The organism is Agrobacterium sp. NPDC090273, from assembly GCF_044772305.1.
GTDB lineage: Bacteria > Pseudomonadota > Alphaproteobacteria > Rhizobiales > Rhizobiaceae > Agrobacterium.
Genome location: NZ_JBIVYN010000002.1, coordinates 247,633 through 269,481 on the forward strand (window position 1 = coordinate 247,633; position 21,849 = coordinate 269,481).

Sequence of the window (21,849 nt, forward strand, 5' to 3'; positions counted from 1 at the left end):
GTCAGCTCCTCTGGATACGGGGATCGATGGCGCTCTGCAACACGTCGACCAAAAGGTTGAGGACAACGAAAAACATCGCAAGCACCAGGATGGTGCCTTGCAGGATCGGCAGATCACGGGTGAAGATTGCACCATTCAGAAGAAAACCGGTGCCGGGCCAGGAAAATACCGTCTCGATCAGAATTGACCCACCGAGAAGATACCCCAGTTGCAGCCCCATGACGGACAGAGCTGTTGGTGCGGCGTTGCGCACCACATGGCGCAGTATATGACCTCGCATCAGTCCCTTGGCGGCAAGCGCCTGGGTGAAATCCTGGGAAAGAATATCTGCAACCAGAGAACGGATCGTCCGGGCGATGATCCCCATCGGAATGACCGACATGGTGACTGCCGGTAGCACGAGGTACTGGAGATATTCCCAACTGAAGCTTCGACCGGATGACCCACCCGGACCGCCCCCCATTGCCGGCAACCAGCCAAGCGTAACGGAAAAGGTGATGACCAGCACCATGCCAAGCCAGTAATGCGGCACGCTGACGCCAAGCATCGATATGCCCGACGACAGGCGATCGACCCATCCACCGCGAAAGACACCGGCAAGAAACCCGAGCGTTGCCCCGCCAACGAAACCGATCACTGCCGCGGACAAGGCAAGAATGATCGAATTGATCGAAGCATCGATGATATCGGCGAGAACAGGACGGCCTGTTGCAATCGACGTCCCGAGATCGCCCTGCACCGCATGCCATACCCAAAGTGCATATTGCACTGGCAAGGGGCGGTCGAGACCGTAAAACGCACGCATCTGTGCCTGCATTTCCGCTGAGGCATCCGAAGGCAAGATCGCGGCAAGCGGATCGCCGGGGGCAATATGGATCAGCATGAAGCAGACAATGCTCACGCCGATCGTGACGGGAATGACATGCAACAGTCGTTTTAGCGCGTAGAGCAGCATGATGTCCTCGTGAGGGTCAGATCGGGCATCGGAAATGACGGGGCGGGTTCATGACCCGCCCCGTCGCTGCGCAAAAATCAGGGATCGATAGAGATAGTCGAAAAGTCCTGGAACCAGTTCTGTGCCTGAACGAAGCCCTTGACCTTGGTGGACATGGCGCGCGGGTTGACGTCATGTGTCACCATCAAGAAGAGCGCGTCGTCGACATATTTCTCGTGGATCTTCTGGAGCACCTTGTCCTGCTCAGCCGCATCGAAGGTGGTGCGTACCTGGTTGAACAGGGCGTCCATGTCCTGGTCACAGTAATAACCCCAGTTGGTGCCATTTGGTGGCGCCAGATTGCACTGCGACTGACGGATCAATGCCGTGAAAGGGTCCTGAATGAAGTAGCTGTAGTTGACAGCCGTGGCGCCCTTTGCGCTCGGGTCCTTGGCACCGGCGCGCCAGATGTTGATCACAGTATTCCAGTCGGCAACCTCATATTCCACGTTAATGCCGATTTCCGATAGCGTCTGCTGGATGTATTCGTTCATGGCGAGCGGCAGCATCTGGCCAGAACCTGAGGAAGAGATAACAACCTTCGTGGTGATGGGTTTGTCCGGCGCGTAGCCAGCTTCGGCCATCAGTTTCTTGGCTTCCTCGACATTGTATTCGAGCTTGAACGTCGGCTTGCCGAACCACTGATGGCCAGGTGGCAAATACCCCTGGGCCGGGACGGAAAGACCGCCGAGCAGTTCATTGAGGCCTTCGCGATCAACGGCAAGGTTGGCAGCCTTGCGAACGCGAATATCGTTCCACGGCGACCCCTCAACGCGCGAGAGATGCCACGTCCAGTTGTGTGGATAGGAATTGGTGACGATGCTGAAACCGGCATCTTTCAGCGACTTGACCGAATCCGGCGCGGGCGCCTCGATCCAGTCCACCTGACCAGAGCGCAGAGCAGCCACGCGGGTGTTTGGCTCGGGAAGGGGTACAAGGACAAGCTTGTCGAGCTTCGGAACACGCGCCTTGTCCCAATATTCCTTGTTGGGGGTCAACTCGGCCCGCTCACGCGGCGTAAAGCCGCTTTCCATTTTCCATGGACCTGTCCCGGAAGGCTTCTGGGCAACGGCATCCCAGTTCTTGCCCTGAGCTTCCCAGTTTGCAGGCGATGACATGAGAACCCAGCTCAACTGGTAGGGAAGCGTCGCATCCGGGGTCTTGGTGACGATTTCAACCGTCAGCGGATCGATGACCTTGTAGGAGGCAACCGCTGGAATGCGGGACTTGCCCTGTGCCGACTGACGCTTGTCGAACTGCGGCGCGTCAGTCACCAACAGCTTGTCGAGGTTCCAGACCACTGCTGCAGCATCGAATGTGCTGCCGTCATGAAATTTGACGCCATCACGCAGTTTGAACGTCCACTTGGTCTTGTCAGACTGATCGACGTCCCACGAGGTCGCAAGCGCCGGTATCAAAGCAGACGGCTTGTCTGCGCTCGAAAGGTCCCATTCGATCAAGGCGTTATAGAGCGTGTACCCCATGAAGCGCTGGCCTTCGCCACCCTGGTCGGTCTGGCCGGTGGTGAGCGGTATGTCGGAGGCGGTCATGCCGATACGAAGCGTCCCGGCCGCCAGGGCTTCAGATACATGTCCGGCCATCAGCGAGACCATGGCGGCGCCCGCCAGCGCTGCCATCCGCAGACCTTTGAGCATAGGAGGCGTCTTCCCGGATATCTGCATCATGCTGTTCCCTCTTTTTGTTTGCCCCTGGGCCCCTGCCCAGTCGAAAAAGAGGATGCAGATTTCATGCCAGTTTATATGAAACTATAATTTCACATTGATTATCATAATGATAATAGAAAATTTCGATAAATGGCGCGCAATTGCGCAATATAACAATTTGATGAAAATCTAAGCTGCAAAACAAGCATTTGCCGAAACAAGCAGCCATTGCGTTGTCGCGCGCTGCTTTAAACCTGACACTGGACAACAGACTGGCATGGATCAACGCAGGAGGCTGTTCTGATGACGACACCGAAGCCTCATCCGTTTTCACTATATTGCGAACACTCCCAAAATCGGCGCGTCGCGGCAGAAGTGCCAGCGGCATTTCTTCGCGGACAGTAGAAGAAACCAGTTGGATTACCAAAGGCGAGCACGCTAAGTTCACGCGCTGTTTCAGGGGACTCAAAGGAGACAAAATTGGCCACAGGTTTGATTGCGCTGCTCGATGACATAGCTGCTATTGCAAAGCTTGCCGCCGCTTCTCTTGATGACGTTGCTGCACAAACGGCAAAGGCAAGCGCAAAGGCTGCGGGCGTCGTCATCGACGACACAGCGGTTACACCTGCTTATGTCATCGGACTTTCGCCTAAAAGGGAACTGCCGATCATCTGGCGGATCACGCTCGGCTCGCTTCGTAACAAACTCATATTTCTGCTGCCGATCTGCTTGTTGCTGGGATACTTTGCACCTGCGCTCATCACACCGCTCCTGATGGTTGGCGGCGCCTATCTTTGCTTCGAGGGCGCAGAAAAACTGCATGAATATTTTGCCGGCCACGACCACTCCGGTGAAGAAGCCGCAACTGCAACCATTGATGCCGCAGAACTGGAAACGCAAAAGGTAAACGGTGCCATCCGCACCGACTTCATCCTCTCGGCCGAAATCATGGCTCTGACCTTGGCAGGCGTCTCCACATCCGATCTTTATACGCAGGCAGCCGTTCTGGCAGCCGTCGGCATATTGATAACCGTTGCAGTTTACGGCGTCGTCGCATTCATCGTCAAAGCCGACGATATTGGGCTACACTTGGCTGAAAACGGCCCCGGCTTCATGAAATCGTTCGGTCGAGGCCTCGTGAAAGGGGTCCCCGTCTTCCTGACCTGGCTTGCGGCCATAGGAACCGCCGCAATGTTGTGGGTCGGCGGCAGCATTATCATTCACGGCCTGGCAGCGTTCGGACTGCACCAACCGGAGCACTTTATCGAACATGCCGCAGAAGTCGCCGCAAATGCCATTCCCGCAGGTCATGGAGCAGTAAACTGGCTCGTTTCAGCACTCTTTCAAGCGTTGCTCGGCATTGCTGTCGGAGCAGTGGTCATTGTTCTCTACCGCGTCTGGAAGAGCCTGCGGAAATGACTCGAGATCATTCTTCCTGTTGAGCTGCGAGGCTCTCGCGCGCTGGCGCAGCCGTCAAGCGGTCATCGCCATCCGTTTGGGAGTTGCGGCTTGATCCGTTGATGTTGCGGCGAATGATCTGACGAACCTTATACTTCATGAGTGCCGCATTCACCTCTGCCCCCAGCATGAAAATAACCCCCACCATATAGAGGAACACCAGAACGACCATGACCGAGGCAAGGCCCGCATAGGTGGCGGCGTAATTGGCGAAGGTGGAAAGATAATAGGCGAAGATCGCTGCGCCTATTGCCCAGAACAGCACCGTCAGGAGAATGCCCGGCCAGACATCCCAGATGCGGCGTTTGCCCGCAGGAAGCCACAGATGCGCCGCGATAAGTCCCACGATCAGCATGAAAACCGTGCCGTATAAGCCGAGGCTCGAGACAGTGTTGAGAATATCCGTCAGCCACGGAAAGCGCTGTTCGGCAAGTGATGTAGCTACCGGAACCGCAACCAGGACAATGCTGATACCGGCAAACACGACAACGGCAATCAGAACGTAAAACAGACTGAGCAGACGCGTCACATACCACCAACGCGTCTCCGAAACCCGGTAGGCGCGGTTCAACGAAATTCGCAGCGCCTCGACGCCGTTCGAGGCAAAGTAGGCGGCAGCCAGAACAGACACAGTCAGCAGGCCACCACGCGGTATGGTCAAGACCTGTTGGACCTGCGCAGCGAGCGGCGCAGCGATCGTCTCCGGCCATATGTCAAAGATCAGATGCACTGCCGTTTCCGAAAACTGGTCGGCACCGAGAAAGCCGGCAAGTGCCGTGCCGAAAATCAGGAAAGGAAAGAGTGCCAGCAGAATGGACAGTGCCATGTGGCTCGCCATGGCCCAGCCGTCATCCTCGGTAAAATGGGAATAGGCATCGAAGGCAACCTTGCCTGCCAGGCGTACTGCGGCAACCATGTCACCTCCACTCATCCGCAATTCAATTGTAACTCTTTCCCGAATATGGGAAATCAGCTTCGTTTTGTACAGCGCACAAGCCCATCATTCGGTTCCCGAAATGCACAGGCTTTCACGCAAAGCAAATAGCCGTGCCCGAACATCGAGGGCAAGTTTCATTCGAAATCCGGAGCATCCGATGTCCGAAAAGCCCGTCATCATCATCACCGGATGCTCCTCAGGTATCGGTGCTTATTGTGCTGGTGCATTGCATCGCGATGGTTGGCGGGTTTTCGCAACAGTCCGCCACATCGTCGACATGGCCGCGCTGGAAAATCAGGGCATTGAAACCCTCATCATGGACTATGCCAAGCCGGAGACGATCGCAGCTCTGGTCAAGACAGTTGCGGAAAGAACCGGAGGGCGCATTGACGCGCTTTTCAACAACGGCGCCTATGGCCAGCCGGGCGCGGTCGAGGATTTGCCGGTTGAAGCGTTAAGGCGGCAGTTTGAGACCAACGTCTTTGGCTGGCACGACCTGACCCGCCAGGTTATTCCCTTCATGCGCAAGCGAGGCCAGGGCCGCATCGTGCATTGCTCGTCCATCCTGGGGTTGGTTCCGTACCGATACCGCGGGGCATATACCGCCTCCAAATTCGCCATCGAAGGCCTCGGGGTCACGTTGCGTATGGAGCTTCAAGGCAGCGGCATTCATGTCAGCCTGATCGAGCCGGGACCAATTGCCTCGAAATTTACGGCAACGGCGCTTGCTCACATCAAGGATAATATCGATCTCGAAAATTCCGCTCACGCGGCGGAATACAAACGCCAGCTTGCGCGGATGGACGGATCGGGACCAGTCAATCGCCACAAGCTCGGCCCGGACGCCGTCTACCATGTGTTGAAACACGCCTTGACCGCCGCCAATCCCAAACCCCATTATCCCGTCACCGTTCCAGCCAAGCAGGGTCTGCTGCTGAAACGGCTTTTGCCTGCCGGATTGTTCTACCGTCTGCTGCGCAGGTTCGATTGAGGAGGAACACCCCGTATGTCCGGTTTCACCACCGTTCTCGCCCTGATTGTCATGGGCCTCGTTGTCATCGTGCTGATAAAGGGGCTCTTCAACATGCTGAAAGGTCAGGATGCCAACCGCTCAAACAAGCTGATGCAGCTTCGTCTTCTGCTTCAGGCTGTTGCCATCGTCCTCATCATGCTGACGCTTTGGCTGACAGGCGGTGGCCGTTGACATGGTGAAACTCAACAAGATCTATACCCGTACCGGTGACAAGGGCACAACAGCACTGGTATCGGGACCGCGCCGTCTCAAGCATGACTTGCGCGTTGAAGCCTACGGTACGGTCGACGAAACGAACTCCTCCATTGGTGTCGCGCGCCTCTATACGAAGGACATGGCAGATGTCGATGCGATGCTGTTTCGCATTCAGAACGACCTTTTCGACCTTGGCGCCGATCTTGCAACACCGGAAACGAATGAGCCACCCGCCTGGGAGCCGTTACGTATCGTCGAAAGCCAGGTGACACGCCTGGAAAACGAGATCGACCAGCTCAATGACAAGCTAGAACCGTTGACCTCCTTCGTATTGCCGGGCGGCAGTACGGCAGCCGCACATCTGCATCTGGCCCGCACCATCTGCCGCAGAGCAGAAAGGCTGATGGTTGAACTATCCGTTAGCGAAAACGAAACTGTTAGCGCGGCAGCCATCAAATATGCCAACCGTCTCTCGGACTTCCTGTTCGTCGCCGCGCGCTATGCAAACGATACCGGCAAAGCCGATATCCTCTGGGTCCCCGGCCAGAACAGATAAAATCGAACGGGTGCAAATACGAAGGGCCTTCGATGTTCATACCGCTGCACGATGCGAATGCGCTTAAGCACATCCGCCTGCAATACGTGACGATTGGCTTGATTATCGTCAATGTCCTCGTCTGGCTGTTCACCGGCGTATTGGCAAGCGAAACGGAGGCAAATGCCGCAACCCTCGGCCTTGGCTTCATCCCGGCCGTTGTCTTTGACTACGCTTACCTGGAACCTGCTCTGCAAATCGTGCCTGATGACCTGACGGCAGTTACCTATGCATTCGTGCATCTGGATTTCTGGCACCTTGCTGGCAACATGTTGTTTCTCTGGGTGTTCGGCGACAATGTCGAAGATGCGCTCGGCCATCTTCGTTTTCTGATTTTCTACCTTGCCTGCGCCATCGCCGGCGCGCTGTTTCACGGCATGGTATCACCGATGTCTCAGGGACCGCTGATCGGCGCATCCGGTGCAGTCTCGGGCATTGTCGCTGCCTATTTCCTTCTGCACCCCAAAGTACGCGTTTGGGTGCTGGTGTTCATGCGCATTCCCCTGCCCCTACCCGCGTTCGTTCCGCTGGCACTCTGGATCGGTCAGCAATTTCTGATGCTGGTCCTCGGACTGGAAGAAAACGTGTCGTGGGGCGCCCATGTCGGCGGCATAATTGCTGGCGCAATTCTGGTGGTTTTTTTACGAAGACGCGGCGTTCCACTGTTTGATCGCACCATTGTTCCACCGAGGGCGGCACAATTCAAAAATACGTCGCAAACGACAGAGTCGCCATGGTCGAAAGGCCAGTATGACGGAACACGTTGAAAACAAGCCGAACGGATAAAGTATTTACGTGAACGTCAACGTAAGATATGCCTGATACGCATGTGATAATGATCATTGTTCCGTTGTATTTGCGGGAAAAATGCTTATCCATGACGCCAACCTGTTTTTGGAGGTCCTGCAGGGCTGATGTCTTGCGGACAGGAGTTTAAGGAAGGACGCAATGAAAATCCTCGTACCTGTTAAGCGCGTAGTCGACTACAACGTTAAGATCCGCGTCAAGGCGGACGGTTCCGGTGTAGAACTTGCGAACGTCAAGATGTCGATGAACCCGTTCGACGAAATCTCGGTCGAGGAGGCTCTGCGCCTGAAGGAAGCCGGCAAGGCGGAAGAGGTTGTGGTTGTTTCGATCGGCCCTGCCAAGGCCGAAGAAACGCTGCGCACGGCGCTCGCCATGGGTGCTGACCGCGCCATCCTGATCGAAACCGACGAAACGGTCGAGCCTCTGGCCGTTGCCAAGCTTTTGAAGGGCGTTGCCGAAGCCGAAGCGCCAGGCCTGGTGATCCTCGGCAAGCAGGCAATCGACGACGACAGCAACCAGACCGGCCAGATGCTGGCAGCCCTGCTCGGCTGGGGCCAGGGCACCTTCGCCTCCAAGGTTGCGCCATCCGATGGCAAGGTTGCCGTGACCCGTGAAGTCGATGGCGGTCTGCAGACGGTCGAACTGACGCTTCCCGCTGTTGTCACCACGGACCTTCGCCTCAACGAGCCGCGTTACGCATCGCTGCCGAACATCATGAAGGCCAAGAAAAAGCCGCTCGACAAGAAGGCCCCGGCCGATTTCGGCGTCGACGTTTCGCCGCGCCTCAAGGTTCTGAAGACAGAAGAGCCGGCTGGCCGCAAGGCTGGCGTCAAGGTTGGTTCGGTTGCTGAGCTTGTATCGAAGCTCAAGGCCGACGGCGTCCTCTAAGGTTTCGGAAAAGGGAGATTACATTATGGCCATTCTTCTTCTGGCAGAACACGACAACACCACCCTTTCCGACCAGACGGCAAAGACGCTGACGGCTGCAACGCAGATTGGCGGCGACGTCACAGTTCTGGTTGCCGGTTCCGGTGCCAAGGCCGTTGCAGATGCGGCAGCCAAGCTTTCCGGCGTCTCCAAGGTCCTGCTGGCTGACGACGCGTCCTATGCCAACCAGCTCGCAGAGCCGCTCGCCGCGCTGATCCTGTCGATTGCTCCGGCCTATGACGTCATCGTCGCTCCGGCCACCGCATCCGCCAAGAACGTTCTGCCGCGTGTTGCAGCCCTTCTCGATGTTGCACAGGTCTCTGAAATCATCGAAGTCGTGTCGGCTGACACCTTCAAGCGCCCGATCTATGCCGGCAACGCCATCCAGACCGTTCAGGCAACCGACGCCAAGAAGGTCATCACGGTCCGTCCGACAGCATTCGCCGCTGCCGCAGACGGCGGCTCGGCTGCCGTCGAAACCGTTGCAACGGCTGCCAATCCTGGCGTTTCGTCGTTTGTATCGGATGCACTTGCCTCTTCCGATCGTCCGGAACTGACCTCTGCCAAGATCATCATCTCCGGCGGTCGCGCACTGGGTTCGGCGGAAAAGTTCAAGGAAGTCATTCTTCCGGTTGCTGACAAGCTGGGTGCGGCCGTTGGCGCATCACGCGCTGCAGTCGATGCAGGCTACGCGCCGAACGACTGGCAGGTCGGCCAGACCGGCAAGGTGGTTGCGCCGCAGCTTTACATCGCCGCAGGTATCTCCGGTGCAATCCAGCATCTGGCCGGCATGAAGGACAGCAAGGTCATCGTTGCCATCAACAAGGATGAAGAAGCGCCGATTTTCCAGGTTGCTGACTACGGCCTCGTTGCAGACCTGTTCGACGCCCTGCCGGAACTCGAAAAAGCTCTCTGATAATTGCCATTCGCAAAGCGGCGCGTTTTTGAAACGCGCCGCTTTCGCTTTTCCGGCGATGTGCGTAACATCGCCACGACAACAACAGACAAATTCTTGCGAGGAGAAACGCCAATGTCCGCCCCATTTAAGAATATCGGTGTCATCGGAGCCGGTCAGATGGGTTGCGGCATTGCTCATGTTTCTGCCATCGCCGGCTACAAGGTTCATATCTACGACCTTGCCAAGGACCGGATCGAGGCGGGTCTTGCCACGATCAATGGCAATCTGGCGCGGCAGGTCTCCCACAACAAGATCAGTGATGATGCCCGCAAGGACGCACTTTCGCTGATCTCGGGATCGGACGACATCAACGACCTTGCGGCAATGGATCTGGTGATCGAAGCGGCCACCGAGAATGAGGAAATCAAGCGCAAGATCTACGCGAAGGTCTGCCCCGTCCTCAAGCCGGAAGCCCTGCTTGCCACCAACACATCTTCACTTTCGATTACACGTCTTGCATCCGCAACAGATCGTCCGGAGCAGTTCATGGGTATCCACTTCATGAACCCGGTTCCGGTCATGAAGCTCGTCGAACTGGTACGCGGCATCGCGACGGACGAGAAAACCTTCAACGTCGCAAAAGATTATGTGCGTTCGCTCGACAAGGCGATCACCGTTGCAGAAGACTTCCCTGCCTTCATCGTCAACCGCATTCTGCTGCCGATGATCAACGAAGCGATTTATACGCTTTATGAAGGTGTCGGCTCCGTAGAAGCCATTGATACCGCCATGAAACTTGGTGCAAACCACCCGATGGGTCCGTTGCAGCTTGCCGACTTCATCGGTCTCGATACCTGTCTGTCTATCATGCAGGTGCTGCATGACGGTCTGGCCGATAGCAAATACCGCCCCTGCCCACTGCTGGTGAAGTATGTCGAAGCTGGATGGCTCGGCCGCAAATCCGGCCGCGGTTTCTACGATTATCGCGGCGAAACACCGGTTCCGACCCGCTAACCAGTTCTGGCGATGTCAACAGTGGGGCGCCACCCCACTGCCATGGTATTCGGGTCGATGTTGACGATTATTTTGCGGCAGATACCAGCGCCTTGGCATCCTCGCTGTCCCATGCGGCAGGGCCATTCATTGCAGCAAGCAGGCAGCCGTTTCCGTCGAGTATAAGGGTCGCTGGCAAACCGAAAGCCAGCCCTTCCTTCTTCAGTACATTGAACACGCCCATCGAGCTGTCGCGATAAAGCTTGAGCGCATCGATGTTGTATTCGCTCATGAAAGCGTTCGGCTTGTCATCGCTGCCCGTATCGATATTGACGGCGACGACCTCGAAATCCGGGCCACCCTTTTCTTTCTCAAGCGCATTGAGCGCCGGCATCTCCTCACGGCATGGGACGCACCACGTCGCCCAAAGGTTGAGGAGCACTGCTTTGCCGCCGAGATCGGCAAGTGTCATGTCCTTGGCTTCGGGGCCCTTGAACGACAAGGGAATAACGCGAGGCTTGTCGGTTGCCGACATCGCCGCAACCTGCCCTTTCAGGAAGGGTTTCAACGAGGCTATCCGGGTTGAGGCACCTTCACATAAACCGGCGTCTGCCACCGCTGCCACTTGAACCTCGCTCTCAGACCCAATATGCCTGAACGCGACCACGCCTGCGCCACTCAAAACACCGGCAACGGCAGCAATTGCAACCAATCTGGCGGAAGGAAGCCTCAGCGGCTTTTTGTCTGTCATCAAATACTCCAGGGCACGCACGATATGGCTGATGGTAACGACACGAAATCCTCCAACCAGATGTGGGGCGGACGCTTCGCCTCCGGCCCGTCAGCCATCATGGAAGAGATAAATGCCTCCATCGGCTTCGACAAGAAGCTTTACGCCCAGGACATCCGCGGCTCTATAGCGCACGCCACCATGCTGGCGGAAAAAGGCATTATTTCGCGTGAAGATAAAGACAAGATCGTCGACGGACTGAACACAATTCTGTCAGAGATCGAAGCCGGTACCTTCGAGTTCTCCCGCAAGCTCGAAGACATCCACATGAACATCGAGGCGCGGTTGGCGACGCTGATCGGTACGGCCGCCGGACGCCTGCACACGGCGCGTTCGCGTAACGACCAGGTCGCACTCGATTTCCGCCTTTGGGTAAAGGAAGAGCTTCAGAAGACCGAGGGCATGCTGACCGCGCTGATCGCGGCTTTCCTCGATCGTGCCGAAGAACATGCCGACACGGTGATGCCGGGTTTCACGCACCTGCAGACCGCGCAGCCCGTCACGTTCGGCCACCATTGCATGGCTTACGTGGAAATGTTCGGTCGCGACCGCGCCCGTGTCCGCCATGCGATCGAACATCTGGATGAGAGCCCGATCGGCGCTGCGGCTCTGGCTGGCACCGGCTATCCGATCGATCGCCACATGACGGCGAAGGCGCTCGGCTTCCGGGAACCAACCCGCAACTCCATCGACACCGTATCCGATCGTGACTTCGCGCTCGAATTCCTGTCGATCGCTTCGATCTGCGCCACGCATCTGTCGCGTCTTGCCGAAGAGATTGTCATCTGGTCCACACCGCAGTTCGGTTTCATCCGCCTGTCGGACGCGTTCTCCACCGGTTCATCCATCATGCCACAGAAGAAAAATCCGGATGCGGCAGAACTGGTGCGTGCCAAGACTGGTCGTATCAACGGGTCGCTGATCGCGCTCCTGACCGTCATGAAAGGCCTGCCACTGGCCTATTCCAAGGACATGCAGGAAGACAAGGAACAGGTTTTCGACGCGGCAGAGAGCCTTGAACTGGCGATCGCCGCCATGACCGGCATGATCCGTGACCTGGAAGTCCGCAAGGATCGCATGCGCGCCGCAGCCGGTTCAGGTTACTCCACGGCAACTGACCTCGCCGACTGGCTGGTTCGTGAAGCGGGCTTGCCCTTCCGCGATGCCCATCATGTCACTGGTCATGCCGTCGCACTGGCGGAACAGAAGGGTTGTGATCTGGCTGATCTGTCGCTGGAAGACCTGCAGGCAATCAACCCGGCCATCAACAAGGGCGTCTTTGACGTTCTCTCCGTTGAGGCCTCCGTCGCAAGCCGCACCAGCTTCGGCGGCACGGCACCTTCGGAAGTGAAGAAACAGATCACCTTCTGGCGCGGCCGCAACTGATAAATTCACGTTACGCTGCCATCAAAAGAAACAGGGTGCACAAGCGCCCTGTTTTTCGTTATCAGAGACGCACATATTTCTTTGGACCGGGCCATGCTTTCAAAAAACGCGCGTAATCTCATCGTTCCCATTGGCATGACGCTGGCCGTCAGCCTCGCCCTTTCCGCTTGCGGCCGAAAAGGCGAAATCGATCCGCCGAGCACACCGGTGGAAATGCGTAACAAGCGCGCCGCTGACGGAACAGAGACGAAACCGGCAGCAACCGAACGGCCATTCATTCTCGACAAGCTTCTCTGACGGACAGATAACCGTGAATCATTTTGGTTACATCGACGGCGTGTTGCACGCCGAAAACGTGCCCGTGCCGGAAATCGCCAAGGCGGTCGGCACACCATTCTACGTCTATTCGACCGCGACGCTCGAACGCCACTACAAGGTGTTTTCCGGGGCTTTCGCCGATGTCGACGCCATGGTCTGTTATGCCATGAAGGCCAACTCCAACCAGGCCGTTCTGAAGACGCTGGCGAAGCTTGGAGCCGGCATTGACGTAGTGTCCGGCGGTGAACTACGCCGCGCACTGGCGGCTGGCGTTCCGGCAAACCGCATCATGTTCTCGGGCGTCGGCAAGACGGTCGCCGAAATGGACTATGCGCTTTCCGCAGGCATTTACTGCTTCAACATCGAGTCCGAACCGGAACTCGAAGTGCTGAACCTGCGTGCCATCAAAGCCGGTCAGAAAGCGCATGTTTCCTTCCGCATCAATCCGGACGTCGACGCACGCACCCACGCCAAGATTTCTACCGGCAAAAAGGAAAACAAGTTCGGCATTTCCTACGAGCGGGCCCGTGCCGTCTACGCTCACGCCGCAACTCTGCCCGGCATCGATGTCACCGGCATCGATATGCATATCGGCAGCCAGATCACCGAACTTCAGCCCTTTGAAGATGCTTTCCGGCTTCTGCGCGAACTGGTTGAGACATTGCGTAGCGATGGCCACACGATCAGTCATGTCGATATCGGTGGCGGTCTCGGCATTCCCTATCGTGAGGACAACAATCCTCCGCCGCTGCCGGACGCTTATGCCAACATCGTCAAGAACGAACTGAAAAGCCTCAACTGCAAGATCGTGACTGAGCCAGGACGCCTGATCGTCGGCAATGCCGGCATCCTGGTAACCGAAGTGATCTATGTGAAGGACGGTGGCGAAAAGACCTTCGTGATCGTTGATGGCGCGATGAACGATCTGATACGCCCGACACTCTACGAGGCTTATCACGGCATCCGCCCTGTGGTGCAGCCGGCAGCCGACACAGCACGGATCAAGGCTGACATTGTCGGGCCCGTGTGCGAAACCGGTGACTATCTTGCGCTCGACCGCGAGATGGCGGCACCGCAGCCTGGCGATCTGATCGCTGTCAGCTCGGCCGGCGCTTATGGCGCAGTTCAGGCAGGAACCTACAATTCCCGTCTGCTGATCCCGGAAGTGTTGGTGAAGGGTGACAAGTTCCATGTCATCCGCCCCCGCGGTACCTATGACGAGCTGATCGCACTCGACTCCGTGCCCGATTGGCTGGACTGATCTCAGCTTGCGATCACAATTGAGCGAAACTGCCTAAAAAATGGGGGCGAGCGTCCGCTTGCCCTCGTCTTCGCCATAAAGAATGTTATCTTTGCTTTCGGGTAGCAACAATTTCGCCATTCCGGGAATGGCGTGTGACGTGGCCAGAACCGGGAGAACGGATTGATGACCACAGCCGGGCAAGACAACAAAGGCAGGAAGCGCCTCACTGGCGCCTTCGAAAACCGGCCCGATCTTGCGCGCCGGGTCACAACAAAACGGTTTTTCGCCAAACTGGTGATGTTCGCGGAGCGCTTGGCGCCCAGAATCCTTTGGCCGTTTACCCTTGCTGCTGCTTTTCTCGCTCTCGCCTGGTTCGGCATTTTCCGGCACATGCCAGACATCCTGCGTCTCGGCGTCGTTTTCGTACTTGTCTTCGCCTTTCTGGCAACGCTCTTGCCGATCATTCGGCTGCGATGGCCAACAGACACCGAAGCCTCCCGTCTTCTGGAAGAGCGTAATGGCCTGGCTCACCAGCCAGTTGGTGTGCAGGATGACGAACCTGCCTTCGATACGCCACTGGCGCGAGCGCTGTGGAAGGAACACCAGCATCGCATGGCCGAGCGCATCGCAGCGCTCGATGCTGGTTTGCCCAAGCCAGATATTGCTCGCCATGACCGCATGGCCTTGCGCGCGGTTCCGGCATTGCTTCTCGCTGCTGCTTTCGGATTTTCCTTTTCGAATGGCGCAGGAAGCGTTGCCGACGCATTCCGCAGCCAGCCTGCCGCTGGGCCGATCGACCCCGATATTCGCCTTGATGCCTGGGTAACGCCACCATCTTATACCAGCCGTGCACCAATCTTTCTGACCGGTCGCGATGCGGGCAATCGGGATTCCATTGCCGTGCCGCAATCCTCCAGGCTGACGATCCGCATGACGGGTGGCGACGGCGGTGAGGAAGTCACGTTCGAGCCGGACACGGCAGGCGCGTTGCAAAAAATCGCACCCGAAACCTCACAGGGCTCGGCCAATGGCACCGAAAACCAGCCGCAGGCAGTGCGTAATCCGGGTCAACCACTGGCGCCCCGCACCTTCACGATGGACATCGCTGAAAGCGGCATGATTACGGCCAATGGCGAGCAATGGGTCTTCAACGTTATCTCCGACCAGCCGCCAACCATTGCCTTCGACAACATGCCGCGCCGTGCCGTTAATGGCGCGCTCGAAGTGGGTTTTACGGCGAAGGACGATTATGGACTCAAAGAAGCTCACGCCCTCATAGAACCGATTGGCGTGGCTGAAGGGGCAACCCCACTTTATCCACCGCCAGAGTTCAAGCTCGACCTGCCGAGGCAGAATAATCGCGACCTAAAAGGGCTTTCAAGCCGTAACCTGACCGAACACCCGATGGCCGGCAAGCGTGTGCGCATCACACTCGTTGCGACCGATGGCGCGGGACAAACGGGCCGCAGCCCGGCGCATGAGATGATCCTGCCTGGGCGCAATTTCTCCGAACCCTTGGCGGCATCCATTGTTGAGCAACGCCAGATCTTTTCGCTCGACACACGCCAGATGCCGAAAGCAATCGCCTTTAACGAGGCCGTTGGCCTTCGTCCGGAAGAAACGATCCCCAATACGACACACTATCTGTTGCTGCAGTCGGCGCAGACCCGCATGCGGCTTGCCTATAACGAGGAGATGCTGAAAGACACGGCCGATTATCTCTGGGAAATTGCCCTGGGCATCGAAGACGGCGACCTCTCGCAAGCTGAAAGACGCCTACGCGATGCGCAGAATGCACTTTCCGATGCGCTGCAGCGCAACGCCCCGGACGAGGAAATCGCCAAGTTGATGCAGGAACTGCGCGAGGCAATGCAAGAGTTCATGAGTGAGTTTGCTCAGCGCATGCAGAATGCACCGCAGTCCAACATGAATCAGCAGGCGCAGAACACGATTCGCCAGCGCGATCTGGAAAATATGATGAACCAGATCGAAAACCTCGCTCGTTCAGGCAATCGCGATGCCGCGCAGGAAATGCTGTCGCAGTTGCAGCGCATGATGAACAACCTTCAGGCTGGTAGACCACAGCGCCCCGGCCAACAGGGCCAGCAGCAAACCAGCAAGATGCGCCAGCAGATCGACAAGCTCGGAGACATCATGCAGCAGCAGCAAAAGCTGATGGATGAGACGTTCAAGCTGGACCAGGCGCTGCGCGACCGCATGCAAAGGGGCGACCCCCAGCAGAACGGCGAAGGCGACGACCAGCAGATGGGCGAAAATGGCCAGCAGCCACAACAGGGCCAGCAAGGACAGCAGGGGCAACAAGGGCAACAGGGTGGCCAGCAGCCCAGCGACCAGATGACAGCAGAACAGTTGCGCGAGGCATTGAAAAATCTTCGACAGCAGCAGGATGCACTTGGCAAACAGCTTGGCGAACTGCAGCAGGGATTGCGAGACCTCGGTATGGAGCCCGGTGAGAATTTCGGCAAGGCAGAGCAGGAGATGCAGGGCGCCGGTGAAGCCCTGGGGCAAAGCCAGGGTGAACAGGCTGTCGAAGGACAGGGCAACGCGCTCAACGCCCTGCGTCAAGGCGCGCAGGACATGATGGGACAGATCATGCAGGCCATGCGTCAGCAGGGTCAGCAACCCGGCCAGGGACAGGAAGGCATGGCCGGTCAAGGTGGCCAGAATGGCCGCGATCCACTTGGACGCCCGCGCTCCACCAACGGCCCTGATTTTGGCGATCAGGTAAAGGTACCTGATGAAATCGACGTTCAGCGTGCCCGCGAAATTCTTGAAGCCATTCGCGAAAAGCTCGGCAACAACCCGCCCGGCGAAATCGAGCGCCGCTATCTGGAGCGACTGCTGGATATCCAGTAGTGGATGTAGCCTTCCGGCTCAGCCAGATTGTGGGTGTGTATCGTAGTACCCCCGTCGTATCACCACGGCGCGAACATCATCGTACGCCCGAGTTCGCCGTCTTGGAATCTCTCCCAACAAAAAAGGCGGCCCGACGGCCGCCCTTTGCGAACATTTTGACCTGACCCTTCAGGCAGCCAGCGCTCTGGCAACCGCCTTGCGGATATCAGGCAAGGCGAAAGGTTTGGAAACCACGTCAACGATCTTCTCGGCCAGATCGTCGGCGCGTTCACGCTGCTCGGCATAACCCGTCATCAGCAGGATACGCATGCCTGGAAAGCGTTCGGCGGCGCGGTGTGCCAGTTCGATGCCGTCCATGACGGGCATGCGGATGTCGGAAAGAAGAAGATCGAAATTCGTCTCCTGGAGCTTTTCCAGCCCCTGCTCGCCATCGGCAGCTTCATACGTCTCGTGACCGTCGAGACGTAGAGCGCGCGCAACAAACGAGCGCAGCGCATCCTCGTCTTCGGTAATCAGAATCTTTGCCATCAACCATTGCTCCTGGGCGTCATTTCCAGCCGGGAGCAACATCGCAGGCTCATCTTTTCAAGAGGTAAACACCTCGGCCTCCGCTCCGCGGATGGTTAACGAGGCGTCTCCGAACTGTGTCGCAACAGGATAGGCCGGAGCCTGTCAGGCATCGCCCGTTACGACGCCGACAAACGGCAATTCCCGGAAGGCATAGGCCACGTCCATACCGTAACCGACAACGAAGTAATCAGGACATTCGAAGCCGACATAATCGGCCTCCAGGTCTTCCTTGCGCTTGACCTTCTTATCGAGCAGGACAGCGATGGTGACATTGCGTGCGCCACGTTCATAAAGCAGTTCCTTGGCGAAACGCAGCGTTCGGCCGGATTCGAGAATATCGTCGATCAGCAGAACATCACGATCCTTCACGTCGCTGTCGATATCCTTAACGATCCTTACGCCTTGGGAAACCGTACCGGCGCCATAGCTCGAAAGCGTGATGAACTCGACTTCCGGCGCAAGACCGCTGTCATGCAAAGAACGGATAAGGTCGGCTGCAAAGATGAACGAGCCTTTCAGGACAGCAATGACCAGCAAGTCCTTGGTCGGGCCGTTTGCGATGCGCTGCGCCATATCCCGATTGCGCTCGGCAATCTGCTCGGCGGTGTAAAGCGGCTCGATATTTTTTCCACGGACGACGGGCATTCTTTCTCCTGTGCTGCGTCTTGCTCTTTTACCGTTCAGTCAAAAGACAAGACCCGTTAGCACAGTCAGCGGTCGGACGCACCCGCCCCGACGAAGGAAAGCTTGATCTGCGGCGTTTTTCCACCGGGATGGCGCAATTTTGCTGAAAAACCATGACTATTGGCCGCCTGGATCGCCTCAACAGGCGGCGAAATGACCATACTGGCGACAAGCTGCCCCTTGGCGGAGAAGAGATCAGCGCGGATCGCCGGCACAGCTTCGAGGTTCCGGCCGTTGTTTTCAACGATACCGTTGATCAGCAGGATTTCCATACCGCCGGCATCCTGCGGTGTCACGGAGACATGAGATATCGCCAGAGGGCTGACGGGTGCGGCAACGGCGGACTGCTCTGGCGCAATCATGGAAAGGCCACCGGCACCGATAAAGACCAGGATCGCGAGGGTTGCCACGAGCGCCGAGTAGGCATCCACAGAGAGACGCGACAATTTCCGATCAATCCAGCCGACAAAGGCAAATATCACAGCGGCAGCCGATACCTGCCGCGCTGCGACCCGACGAGCCTTTGTACCACGATTGTCGTTTCCATGCGTGCGACCGCGCGTCTCCTTGATGGTGACAAATTCCGCATCTACCACCTCAGGCTTGGCTCTGGTCTGGCGCGATGCAGACCGTGCCGGCGTTTCAGGCATCAGGAGGTCGAAGTCGAATGCCGCTTGGCGGCGCGATGAACGGAACATACCCATGGAATCCCCTGGTCAGGTTTTCCGCCCTGAAAAACGGGCATTGAAACGAATCCTGCCAAGTTTTAAATTTAAATGGTTAATGCTTCGCAAAAATGCTTCGCCCGGGCTCGCCGATACGGTTAAACGGCTGCAGCCGGAGGGGTGATTCAATGCTGGCGAAAGATCACGAAACAAAGAGACTGGAAGTCCGTTGATCCATTTCGAAAATGTCGGGTTACGCTATGGAATGGGTCCCGAGATCCTGAGAGACATGACGTTCGACATTCCCAAGGGGTCGTTCCAGTTCCTGACCGGTCCGTCCGGTGCCGGCAAGACAACGCTTCTGCGCCTGCTTCTTCTTTCGCTCCAGCCGACACGCGGCAACATCCGCATGTTCAATCGCGATGTTTCACGCATCCCCCGCAACGAATTGCCAATGCTTCGCCGCCGCGTCGGCATTGTCTTTCAGGATTTCCGTCTCCTCGACCATCTGACGACCTACGAGAACGTGGCATTGCCATTGCGGGTGCGTGGCAAGGAAGAAAGCGCCTATCGCAATGACGTTATCGAACTTCTGAAATGGGTGGGTCTCGGTGAACGCATCAATGTGCTTCCCGCCATCCTGTCCGGCGGCGAGAAACAGCGTGCCGCGATCGCCCGTGCCCTGATGGACCAGCCGGAGATTCTGCTTGCGGACGAACCGACGGGCAACGTCGACCCACCGATGGCCAAACGCCTGCTCAACCTGTTCCTTGAGCTCAACCGGCTGGGGACGGCAGTTGTCATCGCCACCCATGATTTCGGCCTGATGGACCAGATCAACGCACGCCGGATGATTCTTACAGAAGGGCGGCTCGACATCTATGAATGAGATGAACCCCACCCCGCTGAAACCCGAAGCCGGCGCACCGAAGCGACCGCCGATGCGGATTCGCCCCATGGCGCCGATTCTGCCGCCCTCCAACATCCAGGGCAACGCATTGATGGTCGTCATCGCCATCATGGCTTTTCTTGCCTGTCTGACGCTTGGTGCAGTGTCCATGGTGCGGGCCACGGCTGCGACGTGGCAGAGCCAGATTTCCCGTGAGATCACCATTCAGATCAAGCCGGAGGACGGCCTGGATATGAATGCAGCGCTGAATAAGGCTCGCAATCTGGCGCTGACCTTCGTTGGCACACGCGAAGGAACAATCCTCGATGACGCCGCGACATCGCGTCTTCTGGAACCCTGGCTTGGTTCGGGTCTGAACCTGTCGGAGCTTCCAGTTCCACGTCTCGTCGTCATCACAATCGATGAGAACAACCCGCCCGATTTCCAGGCCATGCGCGACATGCTGAAAACGGAAATCCCTCAGGCCTTTCTGGACGATCACCGAACCTGGGTCGACCGACTGGTCTCGATGGCGCGCACGACCGTCGGCATTGGCCTTGGCGTGTTGATACTTGTGTTCACCGCCATGGTTCTGACCGTGGTGTTTGCCACGCGCGGTGCACTCTCCGGCAACAGGCATATCGTCGAGGTGCTCCATTTCGTTGGCGCCGAGAGCAGCTTCGTGGCGCGAGAATTCCAGAAGCACTTCCTCAAGATCAGCCTGAAGGGATCGGCGGCAGGCAGTGCACTTGCAGCACTCGTCTTTCTGGCCGCAGGCTTTTGGCAGTCCAGCACGGTCGCAACGCCACAGAGCGACCAGGCGAGCGCCCTTTTCGGATCGTTCTCTGTTGGCCTGGGGGGATACCTCGGCATTGCCGCCACCATGATGGTCATTGCGCTTCTGACGACTCTCACCGCACGCATCACCGTCATTCGCACCATAGACGATATCGACCGGGTCCGTTCCGACCCGTCGAAAAGCGACGGATTGACCTCCTGAAGAGCGCTTCGGACGAACGAATATCGCCCAAAGCCGTTTATACGTCCAAGGCTAGAAATGCCTGTTCCTTGCCTTAATCGGCGAGTATTCATGAGGAATGTTTGTGAGTCGGACAGACCAGGACCCATCGACCATGCATCGGGCAGGAAACAACCTGCTGTCGCGGCGTGGACCTTTGCGTCGTTTTGTCCGGGTCATCATATTGCTGTGCGTGATTGCCTTTGGCGCGCTTTTCGGCGGTTTTCTCTGGTTTGCCGATTCCGTGGCGTCCATGCGCCCGCCAGCGTCCGCCAAAGCGGATGCAATCATCGTGCTGACCGGGGGCTACCAGCGTATCGAGCAGGCCGTCGGCCTGCTGCGTGACGGCGTTGGCAAGCGGTTGCTGATCTCCGGGGTCAATCCGGCAACGACACGTGCGCAAATCCGCAGGATGACGCAAGGGTCTCCCGATCTTTTCACTTGCTGCGTGGATATGGGTTACAAGGCGATCGACACAATCGGCAACGCCAACGAGGCGTCAAGCTGGATACGCGACCACGGTTACGCCTCGGTCGTTGTCGTCACCAACAACTACCATATGCACCGCAGCCTGCATGAGTTGCGTAGTGCAAGCCCGCAAACGGAATTCATCTCCTACCCGGTCATCAGCTCTGATCTTGCCCGCACCAACTGGTTCGTGGAGCCAGACGTGGTGAGAACCATGCTCTATGAATATATGAAATTCGTCGCCGCGGCAGGTCGCGATCTGACGGGCATCGGCAAGGGCGATGGGCTGCGCAAGCTCGCTGGCGATCATGCCCCTATCCACACAGGCAGCGTCACGCCCTGACGGATCGGACAAACGCCTTGCTGCAAGGCCTCTTTTTCGTGTAGGCGTTCGCACGTAGGCACCCAGTATCCAGGCCAGACATTTCCTGGAGCGGTTG

General features: G+C 57.5%; 23 protein-coding genes. 16 read left to right on the forward strand and 7 right to left on the reverse strand.

Annotated elements, in window-relative coordinates; all coding sequences use genetic code 11:
* Window position 1: 1 nt before the first annotated feature.
* On the reverse strand, window positions 2–955 hold the full coding sequence (locus ACIQT8_RS07425) for an ABC transporter permease (RefSeq protein WP_400964604.1): 954 nt from the start codon (window positions 953–955) through the stop codon (window positions 2–4).
* A 77-nt stretch (window positions 956–1,032) separates the two neighbouring features.
* Entirely contained in the window at window positions 1,033–2,649 is a 1,617-nt protein-coding gene (locus ACIQT8_RS07430; RefSeq protein WP_400964850.1) for an ABC transporter substrate-binding protein, read from the reverse strand.
* Between the two features lie 489 nt (window positions 2,650–3,138).
* Here ACIQT8_RS07430 and ACIQT8_RS07435 point away from each other — a divergent pair, with 489 nt between their 5' ends.
* Entirely contained in the window at window positions 3,139–4,077 is a 939-nt protein-coding gene (locus ACIQT8_RS07435; RefSeq protein WP_400964605.1) for a DUF808 domain-containing protein, read from the forward strand.
* A gap of 7 nt (window positions 4,078–4,084) precedes the next feature.
* Here ACIQT8_RS07435 and ACIQT8_RS07440 read toward each other — a convergent pair whose 3' ends face one another.
* The gene (locus ACIQT8_RS07440) at window positions 4,085–5,032 is read right to left on the reverse strand and encodes a YihY/virulence factor BrkB family protein (protein WP_400964606.1); all 948 of its coding nucleotides are present in this window, start codon (window positions 5,030–5,032) and stop codon (window positions 4,085–4,087) included.
* Between the two features lie 178 nt (window positions 5,033–5,210).
* Between ACIQT8_RS07440 and ACIQT8_RS07445 the strand changes: the two genes are divergently transcribed.
* From ACIQT8_RS07445 to ACIQT8_RS07475, 7 genes are all read left to right on the forward strand, one after another.
* A complete protein-coding gene (locus tag ACIQT8_RS07445) occupies window positions 5,211–6,044 on the forward strand; it encodes an SDR family oxidoreductase (protein ID WP_400964607.1) in 834 nt (277 codons plus the stop codon).
* Window positions 6,045–6,059: 15 nt separating this feature from the next.
* Window positions 6,060–6,257 (forward strand): twin transmembrane helix small protein, encoded by a 198-nt coding sequence (locus tag ACIQT8_RS07450; RefSeq protein ID WP_138792144.1) that lies wholly within the window; start codon window positions 6,060–6,062, stop codon window positions 6,255–6,257.
* A gap of 1 nt (window position 6,258) precedes the next feature.
* A complete protein-coding gene (locus ACIQT8_RS07455; protein WP_400964608.1) occupies window positions 6,259–6,837 on the forward strand; it encodes a cob(I)yrinic acid a,c-diamide adenosyltransferase in 579 nt (192 codons plus the stop codon).
* A 32-nt stretch (window positions 6,838–6,869) separates the two neighbouring features.
* Window positions 6,870–7,643 carry a rhomboid family intramembrane serine protease gene (locus tag ACIQT8_RS07460; RefSeq protein ID WP_262527941.1) on the forward strand — a complete coding sequence of 258 codons (774 nt, stop codon included), beginning with the start codon at window positions 6,870–6,872 and terminating at the stop codon, window positions 7,641–7,643.
* 181 nt (window positions 7,644–7,824) lie between these two features.
* Window positions 7,825–8,571: an electron transfer flavoprotein subunit beta/FixA family protein gene (locus ACIQT8_RS07465; protein WP_138792141.1), complete on the forward strand. Its 747-nt coding sequence runs from the start codon at window positions 7,825–7,827 to the stop codon at window positions 8,569–8,571.
* Window positions 8,572–8,596: 25 nt separating this feature from the next.
* Window positions 8,597–9,526, forward strand: a complete 930-nt coding sequence (locus tag ACIQT8_RS07470; protein WP_262527937.1) for an electron transfer flavoprotein subunit alpha/FixB family protein — start codon at window positions 8,597–8,599, stop codon at window positions 9,524–9,526.
* Between the two features lie 114 nt (window positions 9,527–9,640).
* Entirely contained in the window at window positions 9,641–10,522 is an 882-nt protein-coding gene (locus ACIQT8_RS07475; protein ID WP_138792139.1) for a 3-hydroxybutyryl-CoA dehydrogenase, read from the forward strand.
* Between the two features lie 67 nt (window positions 10,523–10,589).
* On the opposite strand, the gene ACIQT8_RS07480 is transcribed toward ACIQT8_RS07475, so the two are convergent.
* Window positions 10,590–11,252: a TlpA disulfide reductase family protein gene (locus tag ACIQT8_RS07480; protein WP_400964609.1), complete on the reverse strand. Its 663-nt coding sequence runs from the start codon at window positions 11,250–11,252 to the stop codon at window positions 10,590–10,592.
* Window positions 11,253–11,276: 24 nt separating this feature from the next.
* On the opposite strand from ACIQT8_RS07480, the gene argH reads away from it, so the two are divergent.
* The 4 genes from argH to ACIQT8_RS07500 all read left to right on the forward strand — a co-directional run bounded on the left by argH (window position 11,277) and on the right by ACIQT8_RS07500 (window position 17,115).
* Complete coding sequence (gene argH, locus ACIQT8_RS07485; RefSeq protein WP_138792137.1) at window positions 11,277–12,677, forward strand: argininosuccinate lyase; 1,401 nt, start codon at window positions 11,277–11,279, stop codon at window positions 12,675–12,677.
* A gap of 93 nt (window positions 12,678–12,770) precedes the next feature.
* The gene (locus tag ACIQT8_RS07490) at window positions 12,771–12,974 is read left to right on the forward strand and encodes a hypothetical protein (protein ID WP_138792136.1); all 204 of its coding nucleotides are present in this window, start codon (window positions 12,771–12,773) and stop codon (window positions 12,972–12,974) included.
* A 13-nt stretch (window positions 12,975–12,987) separates the two neighbouring features.
* The gene (gene lysA / locus ACIQT8_RS07495; protein WP_138792135.1) at window positions 12,988–14,256 is read left to right on the forward strand and encodes a diaminopimelate decarboxylase; all 1,269 of its coding nucleotides are present in this window, start codon (window positions 12,988–12,990) and stop codon (window positions 14,254–14,256) included.
* Window positions 14,257–14,421: 165 nt separating this feature from the next.
* Window positions 14,422–17,115, forward strand: a complete 2,694-nt coding sequence (locus ACIQT8_RS07500) for a TIGR02302 family protein (protein ID WP_400964610.1) — start codon at window positions 14,422–14,424, stop codon at window positions 17,113–17,115.
* A 168-nt stretch (window positions 17,116–17,283) separates the two neighbouring features.
* Here ACIQT8_RS07500 and ACIQT8_RS07505 read toward each other — a convergent pair whose 3' ends face one another.
* The 3 genes from ACIQT8_RS07505 to ACIQT8_RS07515 all read right to left on the reverse strand — a co-directional run bounded on the left by ACIQT8_RS07505 (window position 17,284) and on the right by ACIQT8_RS07515 (window position 19,067).
* A complete protein-coding gene (locus ACIQT8_RS07505; RefSeq protein ID WP_138792133.1) occupies window positions 17,284–17,643 on the reverse strand; it encodes a response regulator in 360 nt (119 codons plus the stop codon).
* 144 nt (window positions 17,644–17,787) lie between these two features.
* A complete protein-coding gene (gene hpt, locus ACIQT8_RS07510; RefSeq protein WP_138792132.1) occupies window positions 17,788–18,330 on the reverse strand; it encodes a hypoxanthine phosphoribosyltransferase in 543 nt (180 codons plus the stop codon).
* Between the two features lie 65 nt (window positions 18,331–18,395).
* Window positions 18,396–19,067, reverse strand: a complete 672-nt coding sequence (locus tag ACIQT8_RS07515) for a DUF3426 domain-containing protein (protein WP_400964851.1) — start codon at window positions 19,065–19,067, stop codon at window positions 18,396–18,398.
* Window positions 19,068–19,071: 4 nt separating this feature from the next.
* On the opposite strand from ACIQT8_RS07515, the gene ACIQT8_RS07520 reads away from it, so the two are divergent.
* From ACIQT8_RS07520 to ACIQT8_RS07535, 4 genes are all read left to right on the forward strand, one after another.
* The gene (locus tag ACIQT8_RS07520; protein ID WP_262527931.1) at window positions 19,072–19,218 is read left to right on the forward strand and encodes a hypothetical protein; all 147 of its coding nucleotides are present in this window, start codon (window positions 19,072–19,074) and stop codon (window positions 19,216–19,218) included.
* A gap of 45 nt (window positions 19,219–19,263) precedes the next feature.
* Window positions 19,264–19,923, forward strand: a complete 660-nt coding sequence (gene ftsE / locus ACIQT8_RS07525; RefSeq protein WP_138792131.1) for a cell division ATP-binding protein FtsE — start codon at window positions 19,264–19,266, stop codon at window positions 19,921–19,923.
* The gene (locus ACIQT8_RS07530) at window positions 19,916–20,923 is read left to right on the forward strand and encodes an ABC transporter permease (RefSeq protein WP_138792271.1); all 1,008 of its coding nucleotides are present in this window, start codon (window positions 19,916–19,918) and stop codon (window positions 20,921–20,923) included. The genes ftsE and ACIQT8_RS07530 overlap by 8 nt, the downstream gene beginning before the upstream one ends.
* Before the next feature lie 97 nt (window positions 20,924–21,020).
* Entirely contained in the window at window positions 21,021–21,752 is a 732-nt protein-coding gene (locus tag ACIQT8_RS07535; RefSeq protein WP_138792130.1) for a YdcF family protein, read from the forward strand.
* The last annotated feature ends 97 nt before the right edge of the window (window positions 21,753–21,849 follow it).